Annotated in this window: 21 protein-coding genes; 17 read left to right on the forward strand and 4 right to left on the reverse strand. The window is 40.2% G+C overall.

Annotation, left to right across the window (positions count from 1 at the left end; all coding sequences use genetic code 11):
* Window positions 1-35: 35 nt before the first annotated feature.
* Window positions 36-1544, reverse strand: coding sequence for a dGTPase (gene dgt / locus DK861_RS03300; protein ID WP_109399237.1), 1509 nt, complete (start codon window positions 1542-1544; stop codon window positions 36-38).
* A gap of 126 nt (window positions 1545-1670) precedes the next feature.
* On the opposite strand from dgt, the gene mtnN reads away from it, so the two are divergent.
* Both mtnN and btuF read left to right on the forward strand, forming a co-directional pair.
* A complete protein-coding gene (gene mtnN / locus DK861_RS03305) occupies window positions 1671-2366 on the forward strand; it encodes a 5'-methylthioadenosine/S-adenosylhomocysteine nucleosidase (RefSeq protein ID WP_109399238.1) in 696 nt (231 codons plus the stop codon).
* Between the two features lie 105 nt (window positions 2367-2471).
* The gene (btuF, locus tag DK861_RS03310; RefSeq protein ID WP_109399239.1) at window positions 2472-3296 is read left to right on the forward strand and encodes a vitamin B12 ABC transporter substrate-binding protein BtuF; all 825 of its coding nucleotides are present in this window, start codon (window positions 2472-2474) and stop codon (window positions 3294-3296) included.
* 221 nt (window positions 3297-3517) lie between these two features.
* Here btuF and erpA read toward each other — a convergent pair whose 3' ends face one another.
* The gene (gene erpA, locus DK861_RS03315; protein ID WP_006534944.1) at window positions 3518-3862 is read right to left on the reverse strand and encodes an iron-sulfur cluster insertion protein ErpA; all 345 of its coding nucleotides are present in this window, start codon (window positions 3860-3862) and stop codon (window positions 3518-3520) included.
* A 274-nt stretch (window positions 3863-4136) separates the two neighbouring features.
* Between erpA and hemL the strand changes: the two genes are divergently transcribed.
* Window positions 4137-5423 carry a glutamate-1-semialdehyde 2,1-aminomutase gene (gene hemL, locus DK861_RS03320; RefSeq protein WP_109399240.1) on the forward strand — a complete coding sequence of 429 codons (1287 nt, stop codon included), beginning with the start codon at window positions 4137-4139 and terminating at the stop codon, window positions 5421-5423.
* A gap of 72 nt (window positions 5424-5495) precedes the next feature.
* Here the strand turns inward: hemL and mrcB are convergent, their stop codons facing one another.
* Window positions 5496-7802 (reverse strand): bifunctional glycosyl transferase/transpeptidase, encoded by a 2307-nt coding sequence (mrcB, locus tag DK861_RS03325; protein WP_109399241.1) that lies wholly within the window; start codon window positions 7800-7802, stop codon window positions 5496-5498.
* A 128-nt stretch (window positions 7803-7930) separates the two neighbouring features.
* A complete protein-coding gene (gene hrpB / locus DK861_RS03330; protein ID WP_109399242.1) occupies window positions 7931-10363 on the reverse strand; it encodes an ATP-dependent helicase HrpB in 2433 nt (810 codons plus the stop codon).
* 85 nt (window positions 10364-10448) lie between these two features.
* Here hrpB and sfsA point away from each other — a divergent pair, with 85 nt between their 5' ends.
* The 14 genes from sfsA (at window position 10449) to fbpC (ending at window position 25443) form a co-directional block, all read left to right on the forward strand.
* Window positions 10449-11159, forward strand: coding sequence for a DNA/RNA nuclease SfsA (sfsA, locus tag DK861_RS03335; protein WP_109399243.1), 711 nt, complete (start codon window positions 10449-10451; stop codon window positions 11157-11159).
* A gap of 196 nt (window positions 11160-11355) precedes the next feature.
* Window positions 11356-11811 (forward strand): RNA polymerase-binding protein DksA, encoded by a 456-nt coding sequence (gene dksA, locus DK861_RS03340; RefSeq protein ID WP_023580786.1) that lies wholly within the window; start codon window positions 11356-11358, stop codon window positions 11809-11811.
* A gap of 53 nt (window positions 11812-11864) precedes the next feature.
* Complete coding sequence (gluQRS, locus tag DK861_RS03345) at window positions 11865-12776, forward strand: tRNA glutamyl-Q(34) synthetase GluQRS (RefSeq protein ID WP_109399244.1); 912 nt, start codon at window positions 11865-11867, stop codon at window positions 12774-12776.
* Window positions 12777-12813: 37 nt separating this feature from the next.
* Window positions 12814-14421, forward strand: coding sequence for a polynucleotide adenylyltransferase PcnB (pcnB, locus tag DK861_RS03350; protein ID WP_109399245.1), 1608 nt, complete (start codon window positions 12814-12816; stop codon window positions 14419-14421).
* Window positions 14414-14908, forward strand: a complete 495-nt coding sequence (gene folK, locus DK861_RS03355; RefSeq protein ID WP_006534956.1) for a 2-amino-4-hydroxy-6-hydroxymethyldihydropteridine diphosphokinase — start codon at window positions 14414-14416, stop codon at window positions 14906-14908. Before pcnB ends, folK begins: the two co-directional genes overlap by 8 nt.
* A 357-nt stretch (window positions 14909-15265) precedes the next feature.
* Complete coding sequence (gene panB, locus DK861_RS03360; protein ID WP_109399246.1) at window positions 15266-16057, forward strand: 3-methyl-2-oxobutanoate hydroxymethyltransferase; 792 nt, start codon at window positions 15266-15268, stop codon at window positions 16055-16057.
* A 43-nt stretch (window positions 16058-16100) separates the two neighbouring features.
* Window positions 16101-16952: a pantoate--beta-alanine ligase gene (gene panC, locus DK861_RS03365; protein ID WP_072063601.1), complete on the forward strand. Its 852-nt coding sequence runs from the start codon at window positions 16101-16103 to the stop codon at window positions 16950-16952.
* A 32-nt stretch (window positions 16953-16984) separates the two neighbouring features.
* Window positions 16985-17365, forward strand: coding sequence for an aspartate 1-decarboxylase (gene panD / locus DK861_RS03370; protein ID WP_036932765.1), 381 nt, complete (start codon window positions 16985-16987; stop codon window positions 17363-17365).
* A 225-nt stretch (window positions 17366-17590) separates the two neighbouring features.
* Window positions 17591-18223, forward strand: a complete 633-nt coding sequence (locus DK861_RS03375) for a response regulator transcription factor (RefSeq protein WP_072063602.1) — start codon at window positions 17591-17593, stop codon at window positions 18221-18223.
* Between the two features lies 1 nt (window position 18224).
* Window positions 18225-19781 carry an MASE1 domain-containing protein gene (locus DK861_RS03380; protein WP_109399247.1) on the forward strand — a complete coding sequence of 519 codons (1557 nt, stop codon included), beginning with the start codon at window positions 18225-18227 and terminating at the stop codon, window positions 19779-19781.
* 67 nt (window positions 19782-19848) lie between these two features.
* Window positions 19849-21201 carry an MFS transporter family glucose-6-phosphate receptor UhpC gene (gene uhpC, locus DK861_RS03385; RefSeq protein ID WP_275425642.1) on the forward strand — a complete coding sequence of 451 codons (1353 nt, stop codon included), beginning with the start codon at window positions 19849-19851 and terminating at the stop codon, window positions 21199-21201.
* 2 nt (window positions 21202-21203) lie between these two features.
* On the forward strand, window positions 21204-22235 hold the full coding sequence (locus DK861_RS03390) for an ABC transporter substrate-binding protein (RefSeq protein ID WP_006534965.1): 1032 nt from the start codon (window positions 21204-21206) through the stop codon (window positions 22233-22235).
* Between the two features lie 73 nt (window positions 22236-22308).
* On the forward strand, window positions 22309-24387 hold the full coding sequence (locus DK861_RS03395) for an iron ABC transporter permease (RefSeq protein ID WP_109399249.1): 2079 nt from the start codon (window positions 22309-22311) through the stop codon (window positions 24385-24387).
* A 15-nt stretch (window positions 24388-24402) separates the two neighbouring features.
* Window positions 24403-25443 (forward strand): ferric ABC transporter ATP-binding protein, encoded by a 1041-nt coding sequence (fbpC, locus tag DK861_RS03400; protein ID WP_109399250.1) that lies wholly within the window; start codon window positions 24403-24405, stop codon window positions 25441-25443.
* Window positions 25444-25678: the final 235 nt, after the last annotated feature.

Here is a 25678-nt window from a genome sequence, read left to right on the forward strand (position 1 = left end):
ATCAATTAGATAGCGTTTTTCTTAATGATTACAAATCAATCACAAACCATTAATTTTCTATATTCTTCATAAGCATAATGATCCGTCATTCCACTGATATAATCTTGAATTAATCTTGTGCGATAATAAAACTCTAAAACTTTTCCTTTTTCAGTATTTATATCATTTAGCTTTTCTAACATTTCGTTATAAGCCAGTTTATGTTTCACAGAAAGCTTATGATATAAACGCGTCTCAATAACATATTTAGGATGTTCGTTATATTTATGCAATCTTAAAAAATCTTCTGTTGATAATAAAAGCAAAGGTTTATAGATATCAAGTAATCCACTAATCACGCGATATCCTTTCATTTCAAGTTGTTCAACTTCAGGGTGGCTAAACACCCATTTTTTAGCGACACTTTTTAATGTTGTTAATAAACGGTGCTCAGCACTATCCCCTTCCAATAAAGCGTGGTTAAAACTCCCTTCATAAACTTGAGGAAGATTTTTTATAAAACGGTACGCAGTATAAGGGACTAATTTTCCAGTAATATAAACCCGTAAATACATAAAAAACTGATCTTGCATACTGCGTTTGGCTTCGTTTTGATCAACTTTTTTATAAGCCCGATTAACTGTAATATCAAATAAATCACCTTCAGTTACATCACCATTTTCACGCCAAGCATCTCGTAAAAGCTGAACAAGACGGTTGATATCAAAAATCCCCTTTTCTACTGCATCATCTAAATCCGCAATACAATAAGAGATGTCGTCAGCAGCTTCCATAATATATGTGAGAGGAAAGCGACAAAATTCACCCATATCTAATTTTTGTTGTACTTCTTTTACGAAAGCTAATTCAGACCAGTAATACCCTGGTTTTTTCATTAAATAGCTATATTCTTTGGGGATTTCTCCTTGCCAATAAGCAGGACGAGTATATTTTAATACACATCCAATTTGCGCATAGGTTAAATTCAATTTAAGCAGATGATGCGCCATTCGAATAGCTTGAGCATTGCCTTCAAATTGGCATAAATCTTGGCGTAAAGTTTGTCGCAATTCATTTAATTGCACTTTAGCTGAATACTGCATAGGGATAAATGGGCAACAGTCGAATTCAGCCGTCGCCTCTGGTGATAATACTTTTTGAAACCAATGCTTAATCGCTGCTTCACCAAAATGACCAAAAGGTGGATTACCAATGTCATGCATTAAACACGCCATCTCAATTAAACTCTCGAGGCTATCAATACGCTCATTTAAGCCATACGCTTCAAGCTTATTTTGTTTTTTTAACTCACCAATAATTTGCTTAGCGATATAACGCCCTATTTGTTGAACTTCTAGAGAATGAGTAAGGCGACTGCGTACCGCGGAATTTGTCTCTAAAGGAAAGACTTGTGTTTTTTGTTGTAAACGACGAATAGCAGCTGAGTTAATAATACGTCCTCGATCACTTTCAAATTGTCGAGAAACCTGTGTTTCATCATTAATATCGATGTCACTGCTGTTATATTTGCGTTGATAATTTAACTTCAGCTTAAAATCGATCATTCCTATCCTCTTTCTGGCTTAAATGAAACGAATTCTCTATCCTTTGTGTTATATCGTGTTTTTCCGATAGATGTTAAACTCTATTTAAATTTTATTTATTCTTAACCTACAAGTGAGTATGACACAATGAGAGTTGGCGTAATAGGTGCAATGGAGCAAGAAGTCACACTTCTGCGTGATAAAATTGAAGATTGCCAAATCTTATCCCGTGGCGGTTGTGAAATCTATACAGGCAAAATTAATGGTGTTGATGTTGCATTACTAAAATCAGGTATTGGTAAAGTTGCCGCCGCGATCGGTACAACATTATTACTTGAGCATTTTCGTCCTGATGTCGTTATCAATACTGGCTCTGCGGGTGGCTTAGACTCAAGATTAAATGTTGGTGATATCGTTATTTCAACTGAAGTCCGCTATCACGATGCAGATGTGACTGCGTTTGGTTATGAACCAGGTCAAATGGCACAATGTCCCCCCGCTTTTATTGCAGATCCTAAACTTATTAGCGTCGCAGAAGCGTGTATTGAATCACTAAAATTAAATGCAGTTCGTGGTTTAATTTGTAGTGGTGATGCTTTTATTAATGGTGCAGAACCTTTAGCTCGTATCCGTCGCACATTCCCAGATGTTGTTGCCGTAGAAATGGAATCAACCGCAATTGGTCATGTTTGCCATCAGTTCGATACACCATTTGTTGTAGTTCGAGCTATTTCTGATGTGGCTGATAAAGAGTCACACTTAAGTTTTGATGAATTTTTATCTGTCGCCGCAGAACAATCAAGCTTAATGGTGACAGCGATATTGGATAAATTAAAAGACTAATTAAGTCGAGATAATCTTAAAACTGCTTTATCAATACCTCACCTTTATTTTTTACTTATTCTAAGATAAAAAATAGGTGGGTATTTTTTTATTATTGGAAAAGTAATGCGTTTATTTATCAATCTTGGATTATTACTCTGCCCATTATTTTGGCTTAATGTTGCTATTGCTATCACGCCTGCTGATCGTGTTATTACGCTATCGCCATCAGCCACTGAAATGGCTTATGCCGCGGGCATGGGAGATAATATTGTCGGAGTTAGTGCTTACTCTGATTATCCGGAGGAGGCTAAAAATATTGAACAAGTAGCTAATTGGCAGGGGATTAATATTGAACGCATTCTATTATTACAACCCGATTTAGTGATTGCATGGCAAGGCGGTAATCCACAACGTCCATTAGATCAGTTAAAAGCTTTGGGTATTCCTATTATTTATTCTGATCCACAAAGTATTGAAGAAATTGCAGACGATCTCGTTACTCTTTCCAGTTATAGCCATCATCCTGATATTGCTTTAAACAATGCCCAACAATTACGCCAGCAATATCAGATATTACAGCAACAATACGCATCAAATATATCGGATCACGCCAAGAAAAAAGTATTCATTCAATTTGGAATGCAACCATTATTTACTACATCAAATAGCACATTACAGAGCCATATTACGGAACTTTGCGGTGGAGAGAATATCTTTGCTAACAGCCCTGTGGCATGGCCTCAAGTAAGCCGTGAGCAAGTACTTACAAAACACCCTGATTTGATTATATTCAGTGGTAAGGCAGCTCAAATACCTACAATAAAAGCATTTTGGCAACCTCAACTCTCTGTACCTGTTATTGCTATTGATGAAGACAGTTTTAGTCGACCAGCTCCACGTGTTATTAATGCGGCAAAACAAATTTGTGAGGCTATTGCGAGCCATTGATTAGAAACATAGAAGGGATTTTGAATTTTGAATTTTGAATTTTGAATTTTGAATTTTGAATTTTGAATTTTGACAGATTTTGTCTTTAACTTTCACAAACAAAAGTCGTGAGCGAGCAAGCAGTGCAACAAGGCAGACAGCGCACAGTAAGCGGAGCATACATTAGTATGTGAGCATTTAACGTCGTGGCACTACTGCACAGCCACGACGCCAAAGAAGGATCAGATACTAAAAGAAGAGCCGCAACCACACGTACTCTTAGCATTAGGATTCGTCACAATAAAACGCGACCCCTCCAATCCTTCGGTATAATCCACACAACCGCCTACTAAATACTGCAAGCTCATTGGATCAACCACTAAAGCAACGCCTTGTTTTTCTATGGTCATATCACCTTCATTCATTGCATCATCAAAGGTAAAACCATACTGGAATCCGCTACAACCGCCACCCGTGATATAAACACGTAAACGCAGATTTGGATTTTCTTCATCTGCAATCAGATCTTTTACTTTATTTGCAGCCGCGTCAGTAAATTGTAACGGCAGAGCCATATCATCACTCATTGTTCACTCCAGACTGGGTATTCCAGCAAAAAAACAGCCAGCAAAAATTTATCTTTCTTGCTGATATAATGTGATGATTATCTAATACCTGCTCATAACCTTCAAGTTTGTTGTGGACAAAATACACTTTTTGCTACCTATCACTTTTTACGATAAACCACGTACCCACAATAATAGTGAGAAATCAAAATCTTGTTGCCGTAATTTGGCTTCATCAGCGTGGTGCTTTAGAATACGCCTTAATCTTACGCTCACCCATCATTAGGAGTCTGACATGAGCAAGTCTGAAACGCTTTATAATCTCGCACAACAAGTGATCCCCGGCGGTGTCAACTCACCTGTTAGAGCATTTAACGGTGTAGGCGGAAACCCTCTTTTTATTGAACGTGCTAATGGTGCGTATATTTATGATGCCGATGGACGTGCTTACCTTGACTATGTTGGCTCATGGGGACCAATGGTTTTAGGTCATAATCACCCTGCTATTCGTGATGCTGTTACTGATGCGGTACAAAAAGGATTAAGTTTTGGCGCGCCAACAGCGGCTGAAGTTGAAATGGCAAACCTAGTCACTGAACTGGTACCTTCAATGGATATGGTTCGCATGGTGAACTCAGGTACAGAAGCGACAATGAGCGCGATCCGCCTTGCTCGTGGTTACACGGGTCGTGACAAAATCATTAAATTTGAAGGTTGCTACCACGGTCATGCAGATTGCCTATTAGTAAAAGCGGGGTCTGGTGCATTAACCATGGGCCAACCTAATTCACCGGGCGTACCCGCTGATTTTGTCAAACACACCTTAACTTGCACTTATAACGATTTAAACTCTGTACGCCAAGCCTTTGAAAACTATCCAGAAGAAATAGCTTGTATCATTGTTGAACCAGTTGCAGGCAATATGAACTGCGTACCACCAAAAGCAGACTTCTTACCGGGTTTACGTGCGTTATGTGATGAGTTTGGTGCATTACTGATTATTGATGAAGTGATGACAGGCTTTCGCGTGGCATTAGGTGGCGCACAAGCTTATTACGATGTTGATCCTGACTTAACATGTTTAGGTAAAATTATCGGTGGCGGTATGCCTGTAGGTGCATTTGGTGGACATATGGAAGTGATGTCTAAACTCGCGCCAATTGGCCCTGTTTATCAAGCGGGAACCTTATCAGGCAACCCAATTGCAATGGCAGCAGGTTTAGCCTGTTTACACGAAGTCTCACAACCGGGGGTTCATCAAACATTAGATGAACTCACAACAATGCTAGCGGATGGTTTACTTGAAAAAGCACAACAAGCGGGCATTCCAATGGTTATCAACCATGTTGGCGGGATGTTTGGTCTGTTCTTTACAGATGCAAAAGAAGTGACTTGCTATCAAGATGTGATGAACTGCGATGTTGAACGCTTTAAACAATTCTTCCATTTAATGTTAGAAAAGCGCATCTACCTTGCACCTTCAGCATTTGAAGCTGGCTTTATGTCTATTGCTCATACCAAAGAAGATATTCAACGCACTATTGATGCAGCGGAATATGCATTTGGAAAAATGAAAGGCTAGTTAGCGCTGTTCAGAGATCAATAAAAACGGCACTCACGTGCCGTTTTTATTTTAGCTAATCTACGTGATCACTTACTCAGAAAACAGATCTTGTAACCACTTTGGTGCGCCACTTTCATCAGTATCTTGCTGAACAGGTGTGCACAATCCATCTGGATTTGCTGTCCATACAGGTAAGGTACGAACACCACCACCATAACAAGCAAAGTTACCTTGAGCATCAACAGACATCTCTGCAATATCTTCTGGTGCTGGTGGGTTTAATTTCAGCGGTGCCTGATTCTGTAGATAATTACGATAAAGCAACAATGCCCCTGTTGAACCCGTTAAGTTCGTTGGGCCATTATTATCGCGCCCCATCCATGAAATCGTCACTTCTTTGCCATCAATCCCCGCAAACCAACTATCACGGAGATCGTTTGTCGTACCCGTTTTACCTGCAAGATTGTAATTACCAAATTTTGGTTTTAATACACGCCATGCTGTACCCGAATTCACCACTTGTTGCATACCAAATAGCGTCATATAAGCCGCTTGTGGCGAAACCGTCGTTTCTGCTTGAGGGTAACTTTGGTAAAGCACAGTACCATCTTGGGCAATAACAGAACGCAATGATGATAATTTTGCACGATTACCTAAACTACCAATTGTTTGGAAAGTTTGAGCGACTTCCATTGGTGTTAAGTTTAATGCGCCTAATAGCATCGCAGGCACTTTTTCCAGATTTTCTGCGGGGGCACCTAAGTTAATCCAAGTTTGGATCACTCGATCTAACCCGACTTCTAAACCCAGATTAACGGTAGGAACATTACGTGAGGTTGCTAATGCATCCACCAACATTAATTTACCTTTATAACCGCGATCGTAGTTACGAGGTTGCCAAGGTTTGCCCCCTGGAATAGGCACAGAAATAGGTTCATCTGCAAGCCAGGTATTTAAACGAAAACGCTCAGGTTCACTTAATGCCGTTAAGTAGGTAGCCGGTTTTGCTAAAGAACCGATTGAGCGACGGGCTGATAATGCACGATTAAAGCCTGCATATTGTGGTTGAGAGCCTCCCACTAATGCTCTCACCTCTCCACTTAAGCGATCCACAACAACCATCGCCCCTTCAAGATCGTCAATTTTACGCACTTTACGTATATCGGCAACGCCCACTTCAACTGCTTTTTCAGCTGCATCTTGCGAGACAGGATCTAATGTAGTGAAAATTTTTGTACCCGATAAATCTTTTACTTTATCGCCCAGGGTTGTTTGTAACTCTTGGCGAACCAATTGCATAAATGCAGGTTGAGGCGTTAACGCTTCACTACGTGGTTTCACACCTAAAGGGCGCGCACTCAGCACATTGTAAAGCTCTTGGTCGATTATCTCTTGGGTTTGCAGCAATTTTAATACCACATTACGACGCTCTAACGCAGATTTGGGGTTACGCCATGGGTTATAAGCAGACGCGCCTTTAACCATCCCCACTAAAAGAGCTTGCTGATCAAGGCTTAATTCATCAACAGGACGACCAAAATAGTAAAGGCTCGCTAAAGGGAAACCTCGAATTTGTTCATCACCACTTTGCCCTAAAAAAACCTCATTAAGATACAGCTCTAAAATACGATCTTTGCTATAACTCGCATCCATAATGATCGCCATATAGGCTTCATTAAGCTTTCTTTTTAACGTTCTTTCGTTAGTCAAAAATAGGTTCTTCACTAACTGTTGCGTTAAGGTACTCCCACCTTGAACCGCTTTACCGGCAGTAAAGTTTGCTAATACTGCGCGCCCAATCGAATAAAGGCTAATTCCATCATGCTCATAGAAACGGCGATCTTCTGTTGCAATTAATGTATCCACTAATAATTGTGGAAATTTATCTCTTGCTAAGAATAAGCGTTGTTCACCATTTGCAGATTGCATCATGGTAATTAATTTAGGATCAAGACGGAAAAAACCAAACTGCCGTTGATTATCCATGTTAGTAATACTAACCAATGAATTCTGCTCAAAGGTTAATTTAGCTAAAATTTGCTCTTCACGGCCATCAGGAAAATCGAAAGGTCGGCGCAACATTTCAATCGTGTTGCCTCTTACCACAAATTCGCCAGGACGAGTGATTTTGTTAACATTGCGGTATTGCATACCTTCGAGTAAGCTCACCATCTCTTTTTGGCTATAATTCATGCCCGGCTCTAAGTTGACGGTACGTCCGTAAACCGCAGCGGGTAATTCCCAAACATTACCATCAAGGCGCTCTTTGATTTGAGAATGTAAATAAACCCCATAAATCCCCATTAAAACCGCAACCACAATGGCGATTTTGACAAATAACCAAAACCAAGAACGCCCTCTTTTGGTTTGTTTCACTGGTCTTTTCTTTCTACTCATGAACGCTATCTCTCATAAAAACCCCTTTATCACGGGATAAAGAAGCCTAACATTGTCGCTATTTTTCCGTGTGATCCCACAAGAAAGCTCTCAAATAGGGATAATCTACGATAAAAACTTAAATTAACTTATTGGCTATATTTTTTTACTCGTCGAGTCGGTGCCGTATTCGCCGGATCATCAGGCCATAAATGCTTGGGGTAACGTCCTTTCATCTCTTTTTGCACCTCTTTATAACTTCCAGCCCAAAATGTCGCCAGATCTTGTGTTTTTTGGATGGGACGATGGGCTGGTGATAATAATTCCATGACTACAGGCAATTGACCATTCGCAATAATAAGGCTTTGTTGTTCGCCATAAACTTCTTGAATGCGGATCGCAATGACTGGCGGTAACTCTAAATCATATTGGATCGCCACTTTTGTCCCTGTTGGTGCTAAATAATGCGTTGGAAATAAACTTTGTAGTAACTGATTTTCATGCCACGTTAATTGGTTTTTAATAATTGTATTAATATCAATTTGTTGTAATGCTTTTAATGTCTGAACTTCCCCCAATTCAGGCAAAAGCCATGTTTCTAAAGTTTCAAGTAACACCGTTTCTGCTAAATCAGGTAATAAGGCTTCTGGACACCATTTTTTCGCTAAAGAAAGGCGAATAAAAAGCTGTTGAGTCTCTTCATTCAGCGCTAAAGCCTTTAAACCGTTATCTCTCAACCAATTCAATAATGCTTGTTGCATTTGTTGCTTATTGGGTTTGTCTAATTGTCGCTGGCTTAAAGTTAATCGCCCTAATTGACGCTGTTGCCATGCAACTAATGTACCTCGTTTTTCATCCCATTCAACCGTGGTATTATTTTCAATAAGATCAGGAAAGATAGCTGATATTTCATCGATATCAATGGGTAGTGCTAATAAAATGCGCACATCGGCATAATGTACATTTTGTAGTAATAACGGCGCTAAGATCCACTGTGCATTACTCATAGAATGCGCATCATCCATCATGGCACCTTGCCCATTGGCTAAACGAAAACGACCTTGATTATCACGATTTTTAGCAATTCTATCAGGAAACCCGACAGCTAATAATGAACCTAATAATTCAGGACAAAAAATCCCTTTCCGATGTTGAGAAAGCTGTTTTTCACGTCGTGTCCAGAACATGTTTTTCTGTTGAGAAACCCATTCTAGATTAATTTCCTGCCCTCGTGGAGGCTCTTCTAAGATTGCACATAAGCGTGCTGCCGTCGCAAGATGATTGTCACTTTGCTCACTCGCATAATCTAAAATCGCGGCTAATCGAGGTTCTATTCCCCATTGCGCCATACGCAAACCACGTGGTGTTAATCCATCTTGCTTATCAATAGCGCCTAAACGATACAATAAATCTTTAGCTGCATTCAATGCTTGTGGGGTTGGTGTATCCAACCAACTCAATTGATTAATGTCACGACATCCCCACTGCAAGACGGAAAGCCATAACGACGATAAGTCACTAGTTAAAATTTCAGGTATTTGGTGAGAAGCAACACGCTCTGCCTGCTCTTGGCTGATTAAATGCCAGCAAATACCTGCCTCAAGACGCCCAGCTCGCCCAGCTCGTTGTGTTTGTGACGATTGGCTAATCCTTTGACGCACTAAGCTAGTGACACCGCTTTTTAAATCAAACTGAGCGCGTTTCTCAATAGCACTATCAAGGACTAAGCGAATACCTTCAATAGTCAGACTGGTTTCTGCAATATTGGTAGCAAGTACGATTTTTCGATAACCTTTTTCAGTCGGTTCAATCGCTTTTTGTTGTTCTGCTAATGAAAGGGCGCCATAAAGTGGAAATAGTAAAATATTGTCATCCACTTTATCTTTTAGAATATCTGCAACGCGTACTATTTCTGCACTTCCCGGCAAGAATATCAGCATAGAGCCGGTTTCTTGCGCCAATAATCGCAACGCCATTGTGGCAATTTCTTGTTCAAAGGGTTGATGCGTATTGATAGGAAAATACACTCTTTCGACGGGATAACTGCGCCCTTGCGCACTGATCATAGGGGCATCAGGTAGTAGTGAGGTAATTTTTTGATTATCTAAGGTCGCGGACATAATCAAAACACGCAAATCATCGCGTAATCCCATCTGTACATCAAGCAATAGCGCTAGAGCTAAATCCGCTTGTAAGCTGCGTTCATGAAATTCATCTAACATTACAAGGCTTACGCCAGTCAACTCTGGATCTTGCTGTAACATGCGGTTTAATACACCTTCTGTTACCACTTCAAGTCGAGTTTTTGAGCTGACTTTGCTTTCCGCTTTCATACGATAACCTACCGTATTTCCAACTTCCTCATTGAGTTGATTTGCTAAACGATAAGCAATACTTTTAGCCGCTATTCTTCTTGGCTCTAATAAAATTATTTTGCCATCAAAGCAATTTTGCTCCAGTAAATAGAGAGGAAGCGCCGTGGATTTACCGGCACCTGTAGGTGCATGAAGCAAAACTTGTGGGGATTGTTTTAACGCAGTAACGATTTTTTCTGTTACATCAAAGATTGGCAATAAATGCACACAGGCTCCATGACTCATTAACTTTCTCGGCTTGGCATTGTAGCATTAGCGCTTTATTAAAGGTCATATTTTCATCGGAGTGATCATGAAATTTGAGCAACCGCTACAATCTGCCACTTTACTAAAACGATATAAGCGTTTTTTAGCAGACGTTGTTACCCCTAATGGGGAAGAATTCACGCTCCATTGTGCCAACACAGGTGCAATGACGGGATGTGCGACACCTGGTGATACTGTTTGGTACTCCACCTCTTTGAATGCAAAAAGAAAATATCCGCACAGCTGGGAACTGACTCAAACTCAAACCGATGATTGGATTTGTGTAAATACCTTAAGAGCGAATGGGATTATTGCTGATGCGATTGAGGCGGGTGACATTCCAGAATTATCTGAATATGACGAGATAAAACGAGAAGTGAAATACGGTAGTGAGAATAGCCGTATTGATATTTTACTTAAATCAAATCATAAAGTTGACTGTTATATTGAAGTGAAGTCAGTCACTTTGCTCGACAACGGTATGGGTTATTTCCCTGATGCAAAAACAGAACGTGGTCAGAAACATCTTCGAGAGTTGACCGCTATCGCAAAATTGGGTTTAAGGGCTGTCTTATTCTACGCAGTTCCCCATACTGGCATTACGGAAGTGACTGTTGCTAAAGAGATTGATCCTAACTATGCTTCACTACTAAAAGAAGCATGTGATGCAGGGGTTGAAATCTTGTGTTATCGCATCAATATTAGTGAATACAAATTAACAATTGGACAGCAATTACCTTTTATTTCAAATGGTTAATTGAAATCCATGGTGTTAGTTAATCATTTTTTAACTAAAAAGGGATATTTACTTGCGTACCTTCACACCATGAGAAAACTTATTAAAGGAATAATTGCTATCCTCGCGGGCATCTGCTATTTATAGCGCCCTATTTTTTCCCCTTCCTGTTTTTAAGGTGGGGATTATTCAGAAATGCGTATGTAGGAGAAGCATTATGCAAGAAGGGCAAAAGCGTAAAACATCGTCCATGAGCATTCTCGCTATTGCTGGCGTTGAGCCATATCAGGAAAAAGCGGGCGAAGAGTACATGAACGAAGCCCAATTAGCGCATTTTAAGCTAATACTTGAATCTTGGCGCAATCAGCTCAGGGATGAAGTCAACCGCACCGTTACTCATATGCAAGATGAGGCGGCAAACTTCCCTGATCCCGTTGACCGAGCTGCACAAGAAGAAGAATTCAGTCTTGAGCTGCGTAACCGTGATCGTGAACGTAAACTCATTAAGAAAATCGAGAAAACACTGAAAAAAGTCGAAGATGATGACTTTGGTTTCTGTGAATCTTGTGGAGTAGAAATCGGCATTCGCCGTTTAGAAGCTCGCCCTACAGCCGATTTATGTATCGACTGTAAAACCTTAGCTGAAATCCGTGAAAAACAGATGGCTGGCTAATAATGAGCAAACGCCTCAACCTAATACGTTGAGGCGTTAATCTGAATCTTTCGATGCACGAGATTACAGACTATATTGGGCGCTTTGCGCCATCGCCAACGGGTCAACTTCATTTTGGCTCATTGGTTACTGCACTTGGCAGTTATCTTCAAGCTCGTGCGCACCATGGGCGTTGGCTTCTACGCATTGATGATATCGACCCTCTTAGAGAACCTCCTGGTACTGCACTCCAAATTATTCGCACATTAGAACATTATGGTTTGTTCTGGGATGAAGAGATCCTCTATCAATCGCAACGCCATGATGCTTACCGTGAAATTTTACACACCCTTTGGAAAGAAGGTGTTTGCTACCACTGTCATTGTAGCCGTCATCGTTTACATGACTTAGGGGGCGTGTATGATAACCACTGCCGTCATCGCGAACCGCTAACGAATAATATTACACCTTTCGATAAAGAGAGTGCATGGAGATTAATCCAACAGCATCCCGTCTATCATTTTGAAGATACCATTCAAGGTACATATTATTCAAAGAGTACGTCTATCGTATTAGAAGATATGATTATTCACAGAAAAGGTAACTTATTTGCGTATAATCTAGTAACAGTGATTGATGATAATTATCAGGGTGTAACCGAAGTTGTTAGAGGAGCCGATCTACTTGATCCCACATTGCGACAAATCAGTTTACATAAACAACTGAATTTACCTATTCCGCGTTATGCTCATTTACCTTTAGTAATAAATCATGACGGTAATAAATTATCAAAACAAAATCACGCGAATGCGTTACCAGATACTGATCCAAGACCTGTCATTATCGATGCTTTACGGTTTCTTAATCAGCCCATTATTGCAGGTTGGCAAGATTATTCGTTAACATCATTGCTAGAGATTGCGATAGCACAGTGGTCACCTTCTGAGATTTTAAAACAAAATCATCAGCAACAAAGGTATGAATAAACCACACAAAGCATTCTCAAAAAATGTTCAGTAGGCTATGATTAGCCGCTTAATTTTTTTAATTATTAGAATTTATTATTCGAGGTGTCATATTTTTAATCGAGTAGCACATTTCTGCCGTAATCTGCTAGGGCGACAAACACCGTCATCAGACACACAACCGGTAGCAAGTGAAAGGCCAGTCACTGCATCTGACCGACCAAAACAAGAAACACAGAAACCTGTGCGTCGGCGTCCTGCTATATCCGCAGACCGTCCCCGTAAGAAAAAGAGTAACAAAGAAAAGGCGAACGGGAGTGATTTGCCAATGACTGTGATCCCAAGAGATCAACACCCAATTTCACGTAAAGACATCAGTGATAATGCCTTAAAAGTACTTTATCGACTAAATAACTCTGGCTTTCAGGCTTATTTAGTGGGAGGTGGTGTCCGTGACTTATTACTGGGAAAAAAACCAAAAGATTTTGATATTGCCACAAATGCAACGCCTGAAGATGTACGTCGATTATTCCGCAACAGTCGTTTAGTCGGTCGTCGTTTCCGTCTTGCTCATATTATGTTTGGCCCTGAAGTGATTGAAGTTGCGACTTTCCGTGGTTCTCATGAAGATCATGAAGTTTCAGACAACAACCAATCCCAGCAAGCACAAAGTGGCATGTTACTGCGCGACAATATTTTTGGTTCAATTGAAGAAGATGCCATTCGTCGTGACTTTACATTAAACAGTCTCTATTACGGCGTTGATGATTTTGCTGTACGTGATTACGTTGGCGGTTTAGCGGATCTGAAAGCTGGTATTATTCGTTTAATAGGCGATCCTGAAACACGCTATCGCGAAGATCCTGTCAGAATGCTTAGAGCAATTCGCTTTGCCAGCAAATTGGATATGCAAATTGCACCAGAAACGGCAGAGCCTATTAGCCGATTAGCCCCTTTATTACGTAATATTCCATCGGCTCGTCTTTTTGAAGAGTCGCTAAAATTATTACAAACAGGGCAAGGCTACAAAACTTACAAGCTAATGTGCCGTCATCAATTACTTGAACCACTGTTTCCGCTAATTGCTTCTAAAATGACAGAGCAACATGATACGCCGATGGAGAGAATGATAGATCAAATTCTCAAAAATACGGACTACCGCATCAATAAAGAGATGCGAGTCAATCCGGCGTTCTTATTTGCGGCGATGTTGTGGTATCCATTAATTGAACATGCCGAAAAATTAGTCCAAGAAAGTGGTCTTTCTTACTATGACTCTTTCTCTATGGCGATGAACGATATTTTAGATGAGCAATGTCGTACTATTGCGATACCCAAACGCATTACCACAACCATGCGTGATATCTGGCTATTGCAACAACGTTTACCGAAACGCCAAGGTCGTCGAGCGAATAAATTACTTGAGCACCCTAAATTCCGTGCCGCATTCGATTTACTGGAATTACGTGCCAATGTACAACGCAATCCAGATCTTGAAGCGTTAGCAAGTTGGTGGGCTGATTTCCAAGCATCTAACAATACACAACAACGCTCAATGGTCTCTGAATTAGGTCAAGCGCCGGTTCGTAGACGTCCACGTCCACGTAAACGCCCTCGCCATCCAAGTGCAAAACCTGCATCCAGACAAGAGAACACCCATGAATAAGCAGAAAAAACGTGTTTATATCATCTTGGGAAGTAATTTGGATTCACCTGAAAATCAGGTGAATTCAGCGATTAAGGCAATTAGTGAGATCCCACAAACAACATTAATTGCACAATCATCTTGGTATCGTACTCGCCCTATGGGACCACAAGATCAACCTGATTACCTTAATGTCGCTGTTGTAGTTGATACAACATTAGCACCCGAAGAGTTACTTAATAACACTCAAGCAATTGAATTAGCACAAGGTCGCGTCAGAAAAGAAGGCAATCGTTGGGGGCCAAGAACGCTTGATATTGATATTATGCTATTTGGTGATGATGTGATCCAAACCGAGCGATTGACGGTACCCCATTACGGGCTTAAAGTCCGCGAATTTATGCTTTATCCATTAGCGGAATTAGCCCCCGAACTTCGTTTTCCTGATGGTGAGTTATTAGCAGATAGATTGGCGTTAGTGCCTGAAAATGGCATGGAAAAGTGGTAATTTCACGCTAATACGCCCTTAATGCTAAAGGTTGATACCGTAAAAATAGACACAGTATCAGCCTATCTCTTCTCTTTTGCTTTCCCTCAATTTTTCAAATTCAGCTCTTCCTCTCTATTTTTGAATTCTTTTATATTTATTTTTACATATAACAAACTGATAAATATAAATAAAAATCATCATTTATTATTTTTTATTACTCATTTAATTACTTTTTCTTCGTTTTTAGTCCTTAAATGCTACAATCGAAAGCGGCTTTATTTTGATAATCTAATATTTTCTTTAATAAACAAATGATTATGTGAAGTAATTAATTTTATCTACACACCAAAAACGACACTGATGGAGTTTTTTACAATGAAACCCACTACGCTTTCAACGCTAAACCGCTATAAGCAAGAAAAGAAAAAATTCGCCACACTCACTGCTTATGATGCAAGTTTTGCTCACCTTTTTGCACAAGAAGGTATTCAAGCCATGTTGATTGGTGATTCCTTAGGAATGACACTACAAGGTCATAACAGCACCTTACCCGTTACTGTTGAGCAAATTGCCTATCACACTCGTTGCGTAAGAGCTGGTGCGCCTAATGCCTTTTTAATTGCAGATATGCCCTTTATGTCTTATTCAACACCTGAGCAAGCTTGCCTTAATGCCGGTATTTTGATGCAAGCAGGGGCGAATATGATAAAGATTGAAGGGGGTAGCTGGTTAATACCGACAGTAAAAATGCTGACCGAACGTGCTGTTCCAGTCTGTATTCATTTAGGATTAACACCACAATCCGTTAATGTTTTTGGTGGTTATAAAGTTCAAGGCAGAGAACTAGCAGCCGCAGAACAATTAAAACAAGATGCCATGTCACTTGAAAAGGCTGGTGCGCAACTGGCTGTTTTAGAATGTGTTCCCGTGGCTCTTGCACAAGCGATTACAGACGCGCTAACGATGCCTGTTATTGGTATTGGTGCTGGAAATGTTACTGATGGCCAAATTCTCGTTATGCATGATTTATTAGGATTAACACCACAGCCTCCAAAATTCTCTAAAGACTTCTTGCAAGAAGCAGGCTCTTTGCAAGGCGCCGTTAGCCTGTATGTTCAGCAAGTAGAGCAAGGCCTATTTCCACAAGAACAACATACATTTAACTGATTTATTATCTTAATTTATAAACATCGTTTAAAGGAGTCACGCCATGCTAATTATTGAAACTACGCTTATCTTACGCAGAGAAATCAAGCGATTAAAGCAAGAAGGTAAACGCATTGCATTGGTTCCAACTATGGGTAACCTTCATGAAGGCCACCTAAAATTAATTGAAGAAGCCCGTCTTCATGCAGATGTGGTTATCACATCTATTTTTGTTAATCCACTTCAGTTTGATAGAGAAGCAGATTTAGCAAACTACCCTCGTACTTTACAAGAAGATTGCGAGTTACTGCGTGATAAACATGTCGATATCATTTTCGCGCCTTCTGCGAAAGAGATGTATCCACATGGCATGGAAAACCAAACAACGGTTGATGTACCTGTACTTTCTACTGTATTGGAGGGTGCAAGCCGTCCTGGTCATTTCCGTGGTGTTACAACAGTTGTCAGTAAACTTTTTAATCTTGTACAACCTGATGTCGCGATGTTTGGTGAAAAAGACTTCCAGCAACTGCAAATTATCCAAAAAATGGTAAACGATTTATGTATGGATATCAGCATCGTTCCTGTTGCTATCGTACGTGACAAAAATGGTTTAGCACTCAGTTCGCGCAATCGTCTATTATCTGATAATGAAAAACAGCAAGCCCCTGCACTTTACCAAGCAATGCAAGAAATCGCAGAACAATTAAAGTTGGGGGATCATGATGTTAATCACCTACTGCAAAATGCAAAAAACACTTTAGAACAAAAAGGTTTTCGTGCAGATGAATGCTTTATTTGTGATGCTGATACACTCACACCATTAAATGAAGAGAGTCGTCGAGCAGTGATTTTAATGGCAGCATGGCTAGGTAATACTCGTCTTATTGATAACCAACAAGTTAACCTTGTTTAATATTCATTATTCGAAAAATAGGAAACACAACAATGCTACGCACTATGTTACAAGGCAAACTTCATCGCGTAAAAGTCACACAAGCCGATCTTCATTATGAAGGCTCTTGCGCGATTGATCAGGATTTTATGGATGCCGCTGGTATTCTTGAAAATGAAGCGATTGATATTTATAACGTAGATAATGGTGAACGCTTTTCAACTTACGCCATTTGTGCGGAAAGAGGCTCACGAATTATTTCAGTCAATGGCGCAGCTGCGCGTAAAGCCGCCGTTGGCGATCGCTTAATTATTTGCTCTTATGTGCAAATTCCTGATAGTGATGCGCGTAGCCATAAACCCAACATCGCCTATTTTGAAGACAACAATGAAATGAAGCGCATAGCCAAAGCCGTGCCAGTTCAAGTTGCTTAATTAATAAAATATTACCTACTTCCCATAGGCAGAGGTTCCCTGCTTATGGGAAATAAGAACAATAAATAACCTATTGGTATTATTGGCTTGTCACGATCCACCTTGATAAAACGAGATATAAGATTCAAAACCGAGTTTCTTCTCCATTTTTCCTCGCTTATCTTCCTGTAGCTTGTTATAAATCAGATAAGTATTATCTGACTACTCTCTGACTAATAAAAAATTATGATAAAAGTTGCTTTAGTAGATGATCACATTGTTGTGCGTTCTGGTTTTGCACAACTGTTAATGCTAGAACCCGATATTCACATTGTGGGTGAGTATTCTAATGGACAAGAAGCATGGCCTTATTTAGCACATGATGATATTGATGTTGCCGTTATGGATCTCTCTATGCCCGGTGAAAGCGGTCTACAACTCCAAAACCGCTTAAAACAAAAGCGCCCTGATTTTCGAACTATTATTTTAAGTATCTATGACACCCCTGCTTTTGTTCAAAGTGCACTAGACTCTGGCGCACGAGGTTATTTAACCAAACGTTGTGGCCCTGAAGAGTTAGTACAAGCCGTGCGCGCGGTACATCAAGGTGGCTGTTATCTTTGTTCTGATGCGATGAAAGCATTGCGACATACCCCTGAAAAAGAAGATGCATTACATTCTTTAACTCCTCGTGAAAGAGAAATTTTTAATCTTTTAATTCAAGGTGTTAATGTCAAAACAATTGCAGTACAACTTAATCTTAGCCATAAAACCGTACACGTTCATCGAGCCAATGTACTCGGTAAATTAGGCTGTGAAACAACCATCGATTTAGTTCATTTCGCCTTAAAAAATCAGTTGATCACAGGATCGTTGTAACATGAAAAGGGGACTGCGTTTTCTTCTTCAATCCCTCTTTTTATTACTCACCTATTCTTTACTTTGGCTATCACTTTGGGTGATTGGTTTCTATTTAAGTAAAAATGGGCAACAAGCCGCCCTTTTCTTACCTCAAGGTCTGCGATTAGCCCTAATCATTTTACTTTGGCGTCGCTTTTGGCTACCGATGTTATTTGCAGAATGGGGGCTTTATTACTGGCTAACGCAAGAGCAGTTAATTACCCATGCTATTATTTATCTTTCTCCATTATTAAGCCTAATTATCGCCTTAGAAGTGCAACGTATTTGGTGGCGGTATCCTCTCTACTGGCAACGCTTAACTCTATTAATTGGCGCTGTTGGCTTTAATAGCCTGCTACAAGCCTTTATTCTTGGCTTTTTTATTAATACCACCAGCGGAATTTTTCTGACCTCAGTCACTGGTGGCATATTACTCGCGCCTTTTGTTTTTTTACTTTATGAATATCTTCGTGAATTACAAAGTCGAGCGTTGATCTCTGTTGGAACACCTGATCCGCCATTAAGAACTTCCTTGCTAATGTGGGGATTTCTATTTTGTCTTATCGGATTAAGCGCACAGGTTTTCTTAACCCCCGAAATAGAGCGCTTATTAGTTATTCTCGTTTTTATTCCTAACGTCTTTATGGCCTATCGTTATGGCTGGCAAGGTGGCGTATTATCGGCATTACTCGGAAGCTTAATGATTACCTTTGCCCGCCAAGTAAACGGCGCATTTAATGACTTGCGTGAATTAGAAATGTTCTTAACCACACAAGCTATTATTGGTATTGGTTTAGGGATAGCGATAAGTCGTCAACAGCAATTAGCCCATAATTTACGTCATTATCGATTACGCCTAGAGCAAGAACTTCAAGCCAGACGTGAATTAATGGAGCAATTGGTTCATACCGAAGAAGATGTGAAAAAAGCCATTGCTCGCGAATTACATGATGAAATTGGACAAAATATTACCGCAATCCAAATTCAATCGATGTTAATTAAAAAAACCGCAGATAACGACAAAACACGCCAAACCGGAGAGCAAATTGAACGGCTCGCGCTACAAATTCATCAATCTACACGTCAACTGCTACGACAATTGCGCCCACCTGTTTTAGAAGAAATGTCGCTTGAAAAAGCCCTTCATCATTTAATCAATGAATTTGCCTTCAATGACAATGGCATCACCTGTAATTTTAATTATTCATTAGATAAAGAGCCTGAAAACGAAACCATAATTTTTACCCTCTATCGTTTAGTACAAGAGTTATTAAATAATATTAGTAAACATGCCAACGCAACCTATATTGACGTTTCGTTAACCCAAAACAAAAACCGTCTACGACTGATCATTAGCGATAATGGTATTGGTATGCTCCCCACATCATTATCAACACAACAAAGTGGCGGTTTTGGATTACGAGGCATTGAAGAACGCATTCGCGCTTTAGGCGGAGAATGGGAAGTGATAAATCATCACGGCACGAAAATAATTGTTAACTTACCCACAAATTCAAAAGAAAACAGTGAAAACTAAGAATAAGTCTTAGTCATCTACAACCTTATCTCATTCTTTTTCTCGACATTTTTTTTACATTTGCAACATCAAAGAGGATGTTATGTCAGGTAAAAATTCGGCATCAATAAATAAGACCTATAACTTTTGGCGCAAAAACTTAATGCTGTCGATGATTATCGGTTATGCCACTTTCTATCTCACACGTAAAAGCGTCAACTTTGTGATGCCCGTTATGCAAGTTGAATTGAATTTAGATAAAGGAGATATCGGTTGGATAGCCAGCCTTTTTTATCTCACTTACGGTTTATCTAAATTTATTTCCGGTATTTTCCATGATAAATGGGGATATCGCTGGTTTATGGGTGTGGGATTAGTGATGACTGGCGTTATGAATATTATTTTTGCCTATTGTCTCTCTTTTCCAGCACTGCTTTTGGTCTGGGCACTAAATGGTTTCTTTCAAGGCTTTGGCTGGCCCCCTTGTGCAAGGTTGTTAACACACTGGTATTCACGCAATGAACGCGGTTTCTGGTGGGGATTATGGAATATCTCAATCAACCTTGGCGGGATGAGTCTTCCCATTTTAACTGCGTGGCTAGCGACGCATTATAGTTGGCAAGTTGCACTGCTTATTCCCGGTATTATCGGCATCATCATCGGGCTGTGGTTGTGTGTACGATTAAAAGGAACTCCTGCAGAAGAAGGGCTTCCTACTGTGGGTGTGTGGCGGCGAGATGTTTTTGAATTACGTCAAGAGCAAGCCTCTCCCCCTAAACCTATGCTAACTATTTTGAAAGAGAGCATTTTATTTAACCGAATGATTTGGTTACTAGGTTTTTCCTATATTTTGGTTTATCTCATACGTATGGCGATTAACGATTGGGGAAATATCTGGTTATCAGAAACACATGGCGCCAACTTATTGAGTGCTAACGCCATTCTCTCTTTATTTGAAGTGGGTGGCTTACTCGGGGCGTTATGTTCAGGCTGGGGCTCGGATTTATTATTCCGTGGCCAGCGAGCACCAATGATATTGCTGTTTTCACTCGGGCTTTTTACCGCAGTAGCAGCGCTTTGGTTAATTCCAATTCATCATTATGCGTTACTCGCAGCCTGTTTTTTTAGTATCGGTTTTTTCGTGTTCGGACCACAGATGTTAATCGGGCTTGCTGCAACAGAATATTGTCATAAAAACGCAGCAGGCACGGTAACTGGCTACTTGGGATTGTATGCCTACTTAGGGGCAGCAATGGCAGGTTGGCCATTAAGTCAGGTCATGGCGCATTATGGTTGGACTGGGATGTTTGCATTATTAACCAGTGCTGCGGCCTTAATGGGACTCTTACTAATGCCATTGTTGATTGCTGATGTTAGCAAACAAGAGCATTTAGTTGGCCCACTTTCATTTTCCGATGACGACACATTTAAAAGGTTCTGAACATGAAATTGAAAACCCTCTCTACACTTGTTGCTGCTGGTCTAGCTCTGTCTGCTGTTAGCTTATCAACAAATGCGGCTGGTCGCTTAGTGGTTTACTGTAGTGCGACAAATGCAATGTGTGAAGCTGAAACAAAAGCCTTTGCCGAAAAGTATGATGTTAAAACCACCTTCGTTCGTAATGGTTCAGGAAGCACTTTAGCCAAAATCGAAGCTGAAAAACGCAATCCACAAGCTGATGTTTGGTATGGTGGTACAATGGATCCCCACTCACAAGCAGGTGAAATGGATCTACTAGAACCTTATGTTTCTCCTAATCTCGATCAAATCATGCCACAATTCCGTGATCCCGCTAAACGTAAAGGTAACTACTCTTCTGCGGTCTATGTCGGTATCTTAGGCTTTGGCGTCAATAAAGATCGCTTAAAAGAAAAAGGGATTGCTATTCCAACTTGTTGGAAAGATTTAATCAAACCTGAATATAAAGGTGAAATTCAAATCGCCGACCCACAAAGTTCAGGAACTGCTTATACCGCACTGGCAACCTTTGACCAGTTATGGGGTACTGAACAAGCCTTTGATTATCTGAAGAAAATCAATACTAACATCTCTCAATACACCAAATCAGGTATTGCCCCAGCGCGAAACGCCGCTCGTGGTGAAGCAGCCATTGGTATTGGTTTCTTACATGATTACTCATTAGAAGTTGAAAATGGTGCACCGCTTGAATTGATTTCACCTTGTGAAGGTACAGGCTATGAAATCGGTGGTGTCAGTATCATTAAAAATGCCCGTAATATGGATAACGCAAAATTATTCGTAGATTGGACACTCTCAAAAGAAGCGCAAGAAATTAGCTGGAAAGAAGGTAAATCTTACCAAATCCTAACAAATACCTCAGCAGAGTCTTCACCAATGGCACTGAAATTATCTGACTTAAAACTCATTAACTACGACATGGATAAATATGGCGATAGTGATGTGCGTAAAGAGTTGATTAATAAGTGGGTAACCGAAGTAAAAATGGGTAAATAGATCATTAACAGAGCGAGATAATCTCTCGCTCTCTTTTCACATAATAATAAATACATTTATTTTCGGGGGATTTATGTCTCACACACTCGCTTTACCTGAAAAAAAGAGGCGGGATCCCATATTTTTATGGATCCTAATTGCATGGATGGCATTTGCTTTATTGCCATCATGGAGCCTTGATTACGGTCTTTTAGATTCAACAGCAGATGAATTACTCACTTCTTACGGTTGGAGTAGCGTCAATATCAGTTGGCTCTGGTTTTTATTACCAAGTTTACTGCTCTTTCGTTCATTCAACGAACCTAAGCGTGCAAATCGTTCTCGCCACTATTTTGATGCAAGTTTTGCCTTACTTTGTGCAGTTATTACGATAGTTAGTGCAACGCTTGAAGGACGAGGTTTAGGTTACTCTGCGATCATCCTCTTTATTGCTCTGGGAATGATCATGAAAACCGCCTTAACACGCTTGGAATGGCTTGGTGGTGATAGCTTTGTTATTGGCTCTTTGATAGCCGTTGTTGCACTGATTGGCGCATTTATTATCTTTCCTAGTATCGCTATTTTTATTCCGATGTTTAAAGATAGCGCAGGCAATTTTGCACCTTTTGAGTTTATCGCTATTTTAAGCCAAGCTCATATTGTGCAAGTGATGCTCAACTCTATTGCGCTTTCTATTGCTGTGGGAATAGGTTGTACTTTCTTTGGTTTAATTCTAGCAATTTATACCTCTCGTATTGCGGTGCGCTCGGCCATTATTGGTCGCGTATTTTCTATCTTACCTATTGTAACGCCTCCTTTTGTTGTTGGTTTAGGCGTCACACTTATGATGGGGCGCTCTGGTTATGTGACAGAGTTTCTTGCCACTTATGCAGGGCTTGAAAATACCAACTGGTTATATGGCTTTACTGGAATTTGGTTAGCGCAAGTGCTCGCCTTTACGCCTATGTCATTTATGATTTTAGACGGTGCCATTAAAACCATTCACCCTTCATTAGAAGAAGCGTCTTACACCTTAAGAGCTAACCGTTATCAAACCTTCTTTAACGTCTTTATGCCATTACTTAAGCCTGCATTAGCCAATGCATTTTTAATTGTGATTGTGCAATCTCTTGCTGACTTTAGTAACCCATTGGTTTTAGGGGGTAACTTTGACGTTATCGCCACACAAATTTACTTCTATATCACTGGCTCTCAATTGGATTATCAATCAGCCAGTACATTAGGTGCATCACTGTTAGTTTTCTCACTATTAGTGTTCTGTGTGCAGTATATGTGGATTGGTAAACGCTCTTACGTCACCGTATCAGGGAAATCCTATCGTGGTGATGTTCAACCTTTGCCATCGTCATTGATTGCATTTGTAACAACTGTTCTTGGTATTTGGGTTGTCTTTAATATCTTGTTATATGGCAGTATTTTCTACGGTAGCTTCACCGTTAACTGGGGAGTGGATTACACCTTAACACTGGATAACTTTATCAAGTTATTTGGTCAAGGAATGAGTGACGGTGCATGGCCGTCGTTATTAGATACCTTGTTATATGCAGGTATTGCAGCACCGATTACTGCCATTCTTGGATTATTAATCGCCTATATCGTCGTGCGCCAAGACTTTAAAGGTAAGAAAAGTATTGAGTTCACAACAATGCTCTGTTTTGCTGTCCCGGGAACTGTTGCCGGTGTCTCTTATATTCTTGCGTTTAACGACTCACCTTTCTATTTAACGGGAACGGCGGCAATTGTCATTATCTCAATGACTATGCGTAACGTGCCTGTGGGAATACGTGCGGGTATTGCGGGATTAGGGCAAATTGATAAATCGCTTGATGAAGCTTCTCTAAGCTTAAGAGCAAATTCAATGAGAACGATTTTCTATGTGCTATTACCGTTATTACGCCCTGCTATTTTATCTGCGCTGATTTATAGCTTTGTGCGTGCGATTACCACAGTCAGCGCCATCGTCTTTCTTGTTACACCTGATACACGTGTTGCAACTGCTTATATTTTAAACCGTGTTGAAGATGGTGAATACGGTGTCGCAATTGCCTATGGCTCGATTTTAATCGTCGTCATGTTGGCAATTATTTTCTTATTTGACTATTTGATTGGCGAAGCCCGTGTTTCACGCTCTAAAGCCAAAAATGCACAGTAATACGGAGTATAAATCATGACACAACAACATTTCGTTGAACTGAAAAATGTCATTAAGCGTTTTGGCACTAACACGGTTATTGAAGATCTCAGTTTATCTATTCCACAAGGCAAAATGGTTTCATTATTAGGCCCTTCAGGTTGCGGTAAAACAACCGTTTTACGTTTAGTTGCTGGGTTAGAAAAACCAACAGAAGGTAAGATCTTTATTGATGGTGAAGATGTCACTGAACGCTCAATTCAACAACGTGATATCTGTATGGTATTTCAGTCTTATGCCCTTTTCCCTCATATGTCATTAGGGGAAAACATTGGCTATGGCTTAAAAATGCTTGGGCGTCCTAAAGCAGAAATCAAACAACGTGTTTCTGAAGCTTTAGAGCTGGTGGACTTAGCGGGCTTTGAAGATCGTTTTGTTGACCAAATATCAGGGGGACAACAGCAACGGGTTGCCTTAGCTCGCGCCTTAATTTTAAAACCTAAAGTACTGCTTTTTGATGAGCCACTCAGTAACCTTGATGCTAACTTACGTCGTAGCATGAGAGAAAAAATTCGTGAATTACAACAACAGTTTAATATCACTTCTCTTTACGTAACCCATGACCAAAGTGAAGCATTTGCGGTTTCTGATATGGTATTGGTGATGAATAAAGGCAAGATAATGCAATTAGGTTCACCGCAAACGCTTTATCGCCAACCAGCTTCTGAATTTATGGCCAGCTTTATGGGAGATGCAAACTTATTCCCAGCTACATTAGGCCCTGATTATGTTGATATTTTCCAATATCGTCTACCAAAGCCAGATACATTTAACACCACTAAAACAGACGTTAGAGTTGGAGTTAGACCAGAAGCTATCACCTTATCTCAACAAGGCGATGCCTGTCAGCAATGCAAAATCGTCCATGTCGCTTATATGGGTCCTCAGTATGAGGTAACCGTGGAATGGCAAAATCAGACTTTGCTATTACAAGTCAATGCCACACAGCTTCAACCAAATGTCGGTGATAGCTATTATCTGCAAATTCATCCTTATGGCATGTTTATTTTAGAATAACGCTATTGCAGATAGTGATATTTTACAGGAATAGTAAGCGAGGCACCCAATGGGTGCCTCTTTTTTATAATAATACTACGACATTTTCCCCTGGTGTGACATCCTGGTGTGAATGTTTGATGTAACACTTGGTGTAACACATTGCTACGCTATTATTGTTTTAGATAACAATTCAAAATACTGGCACGACTCCCTTTATTTTTTAATTTAATAAGCGATCAAAAAAACTAACCCC

Origin of the sequence: Proteus sp. TJ1640 (assembly GCF_003144445.1) — a bacterium.
Lineage (GTDB): Bacteria > Pseudomonadota > Gammaproteobacteria > Enterobacterales > Enterobacteriaceae > Proteus > Proteus penneri.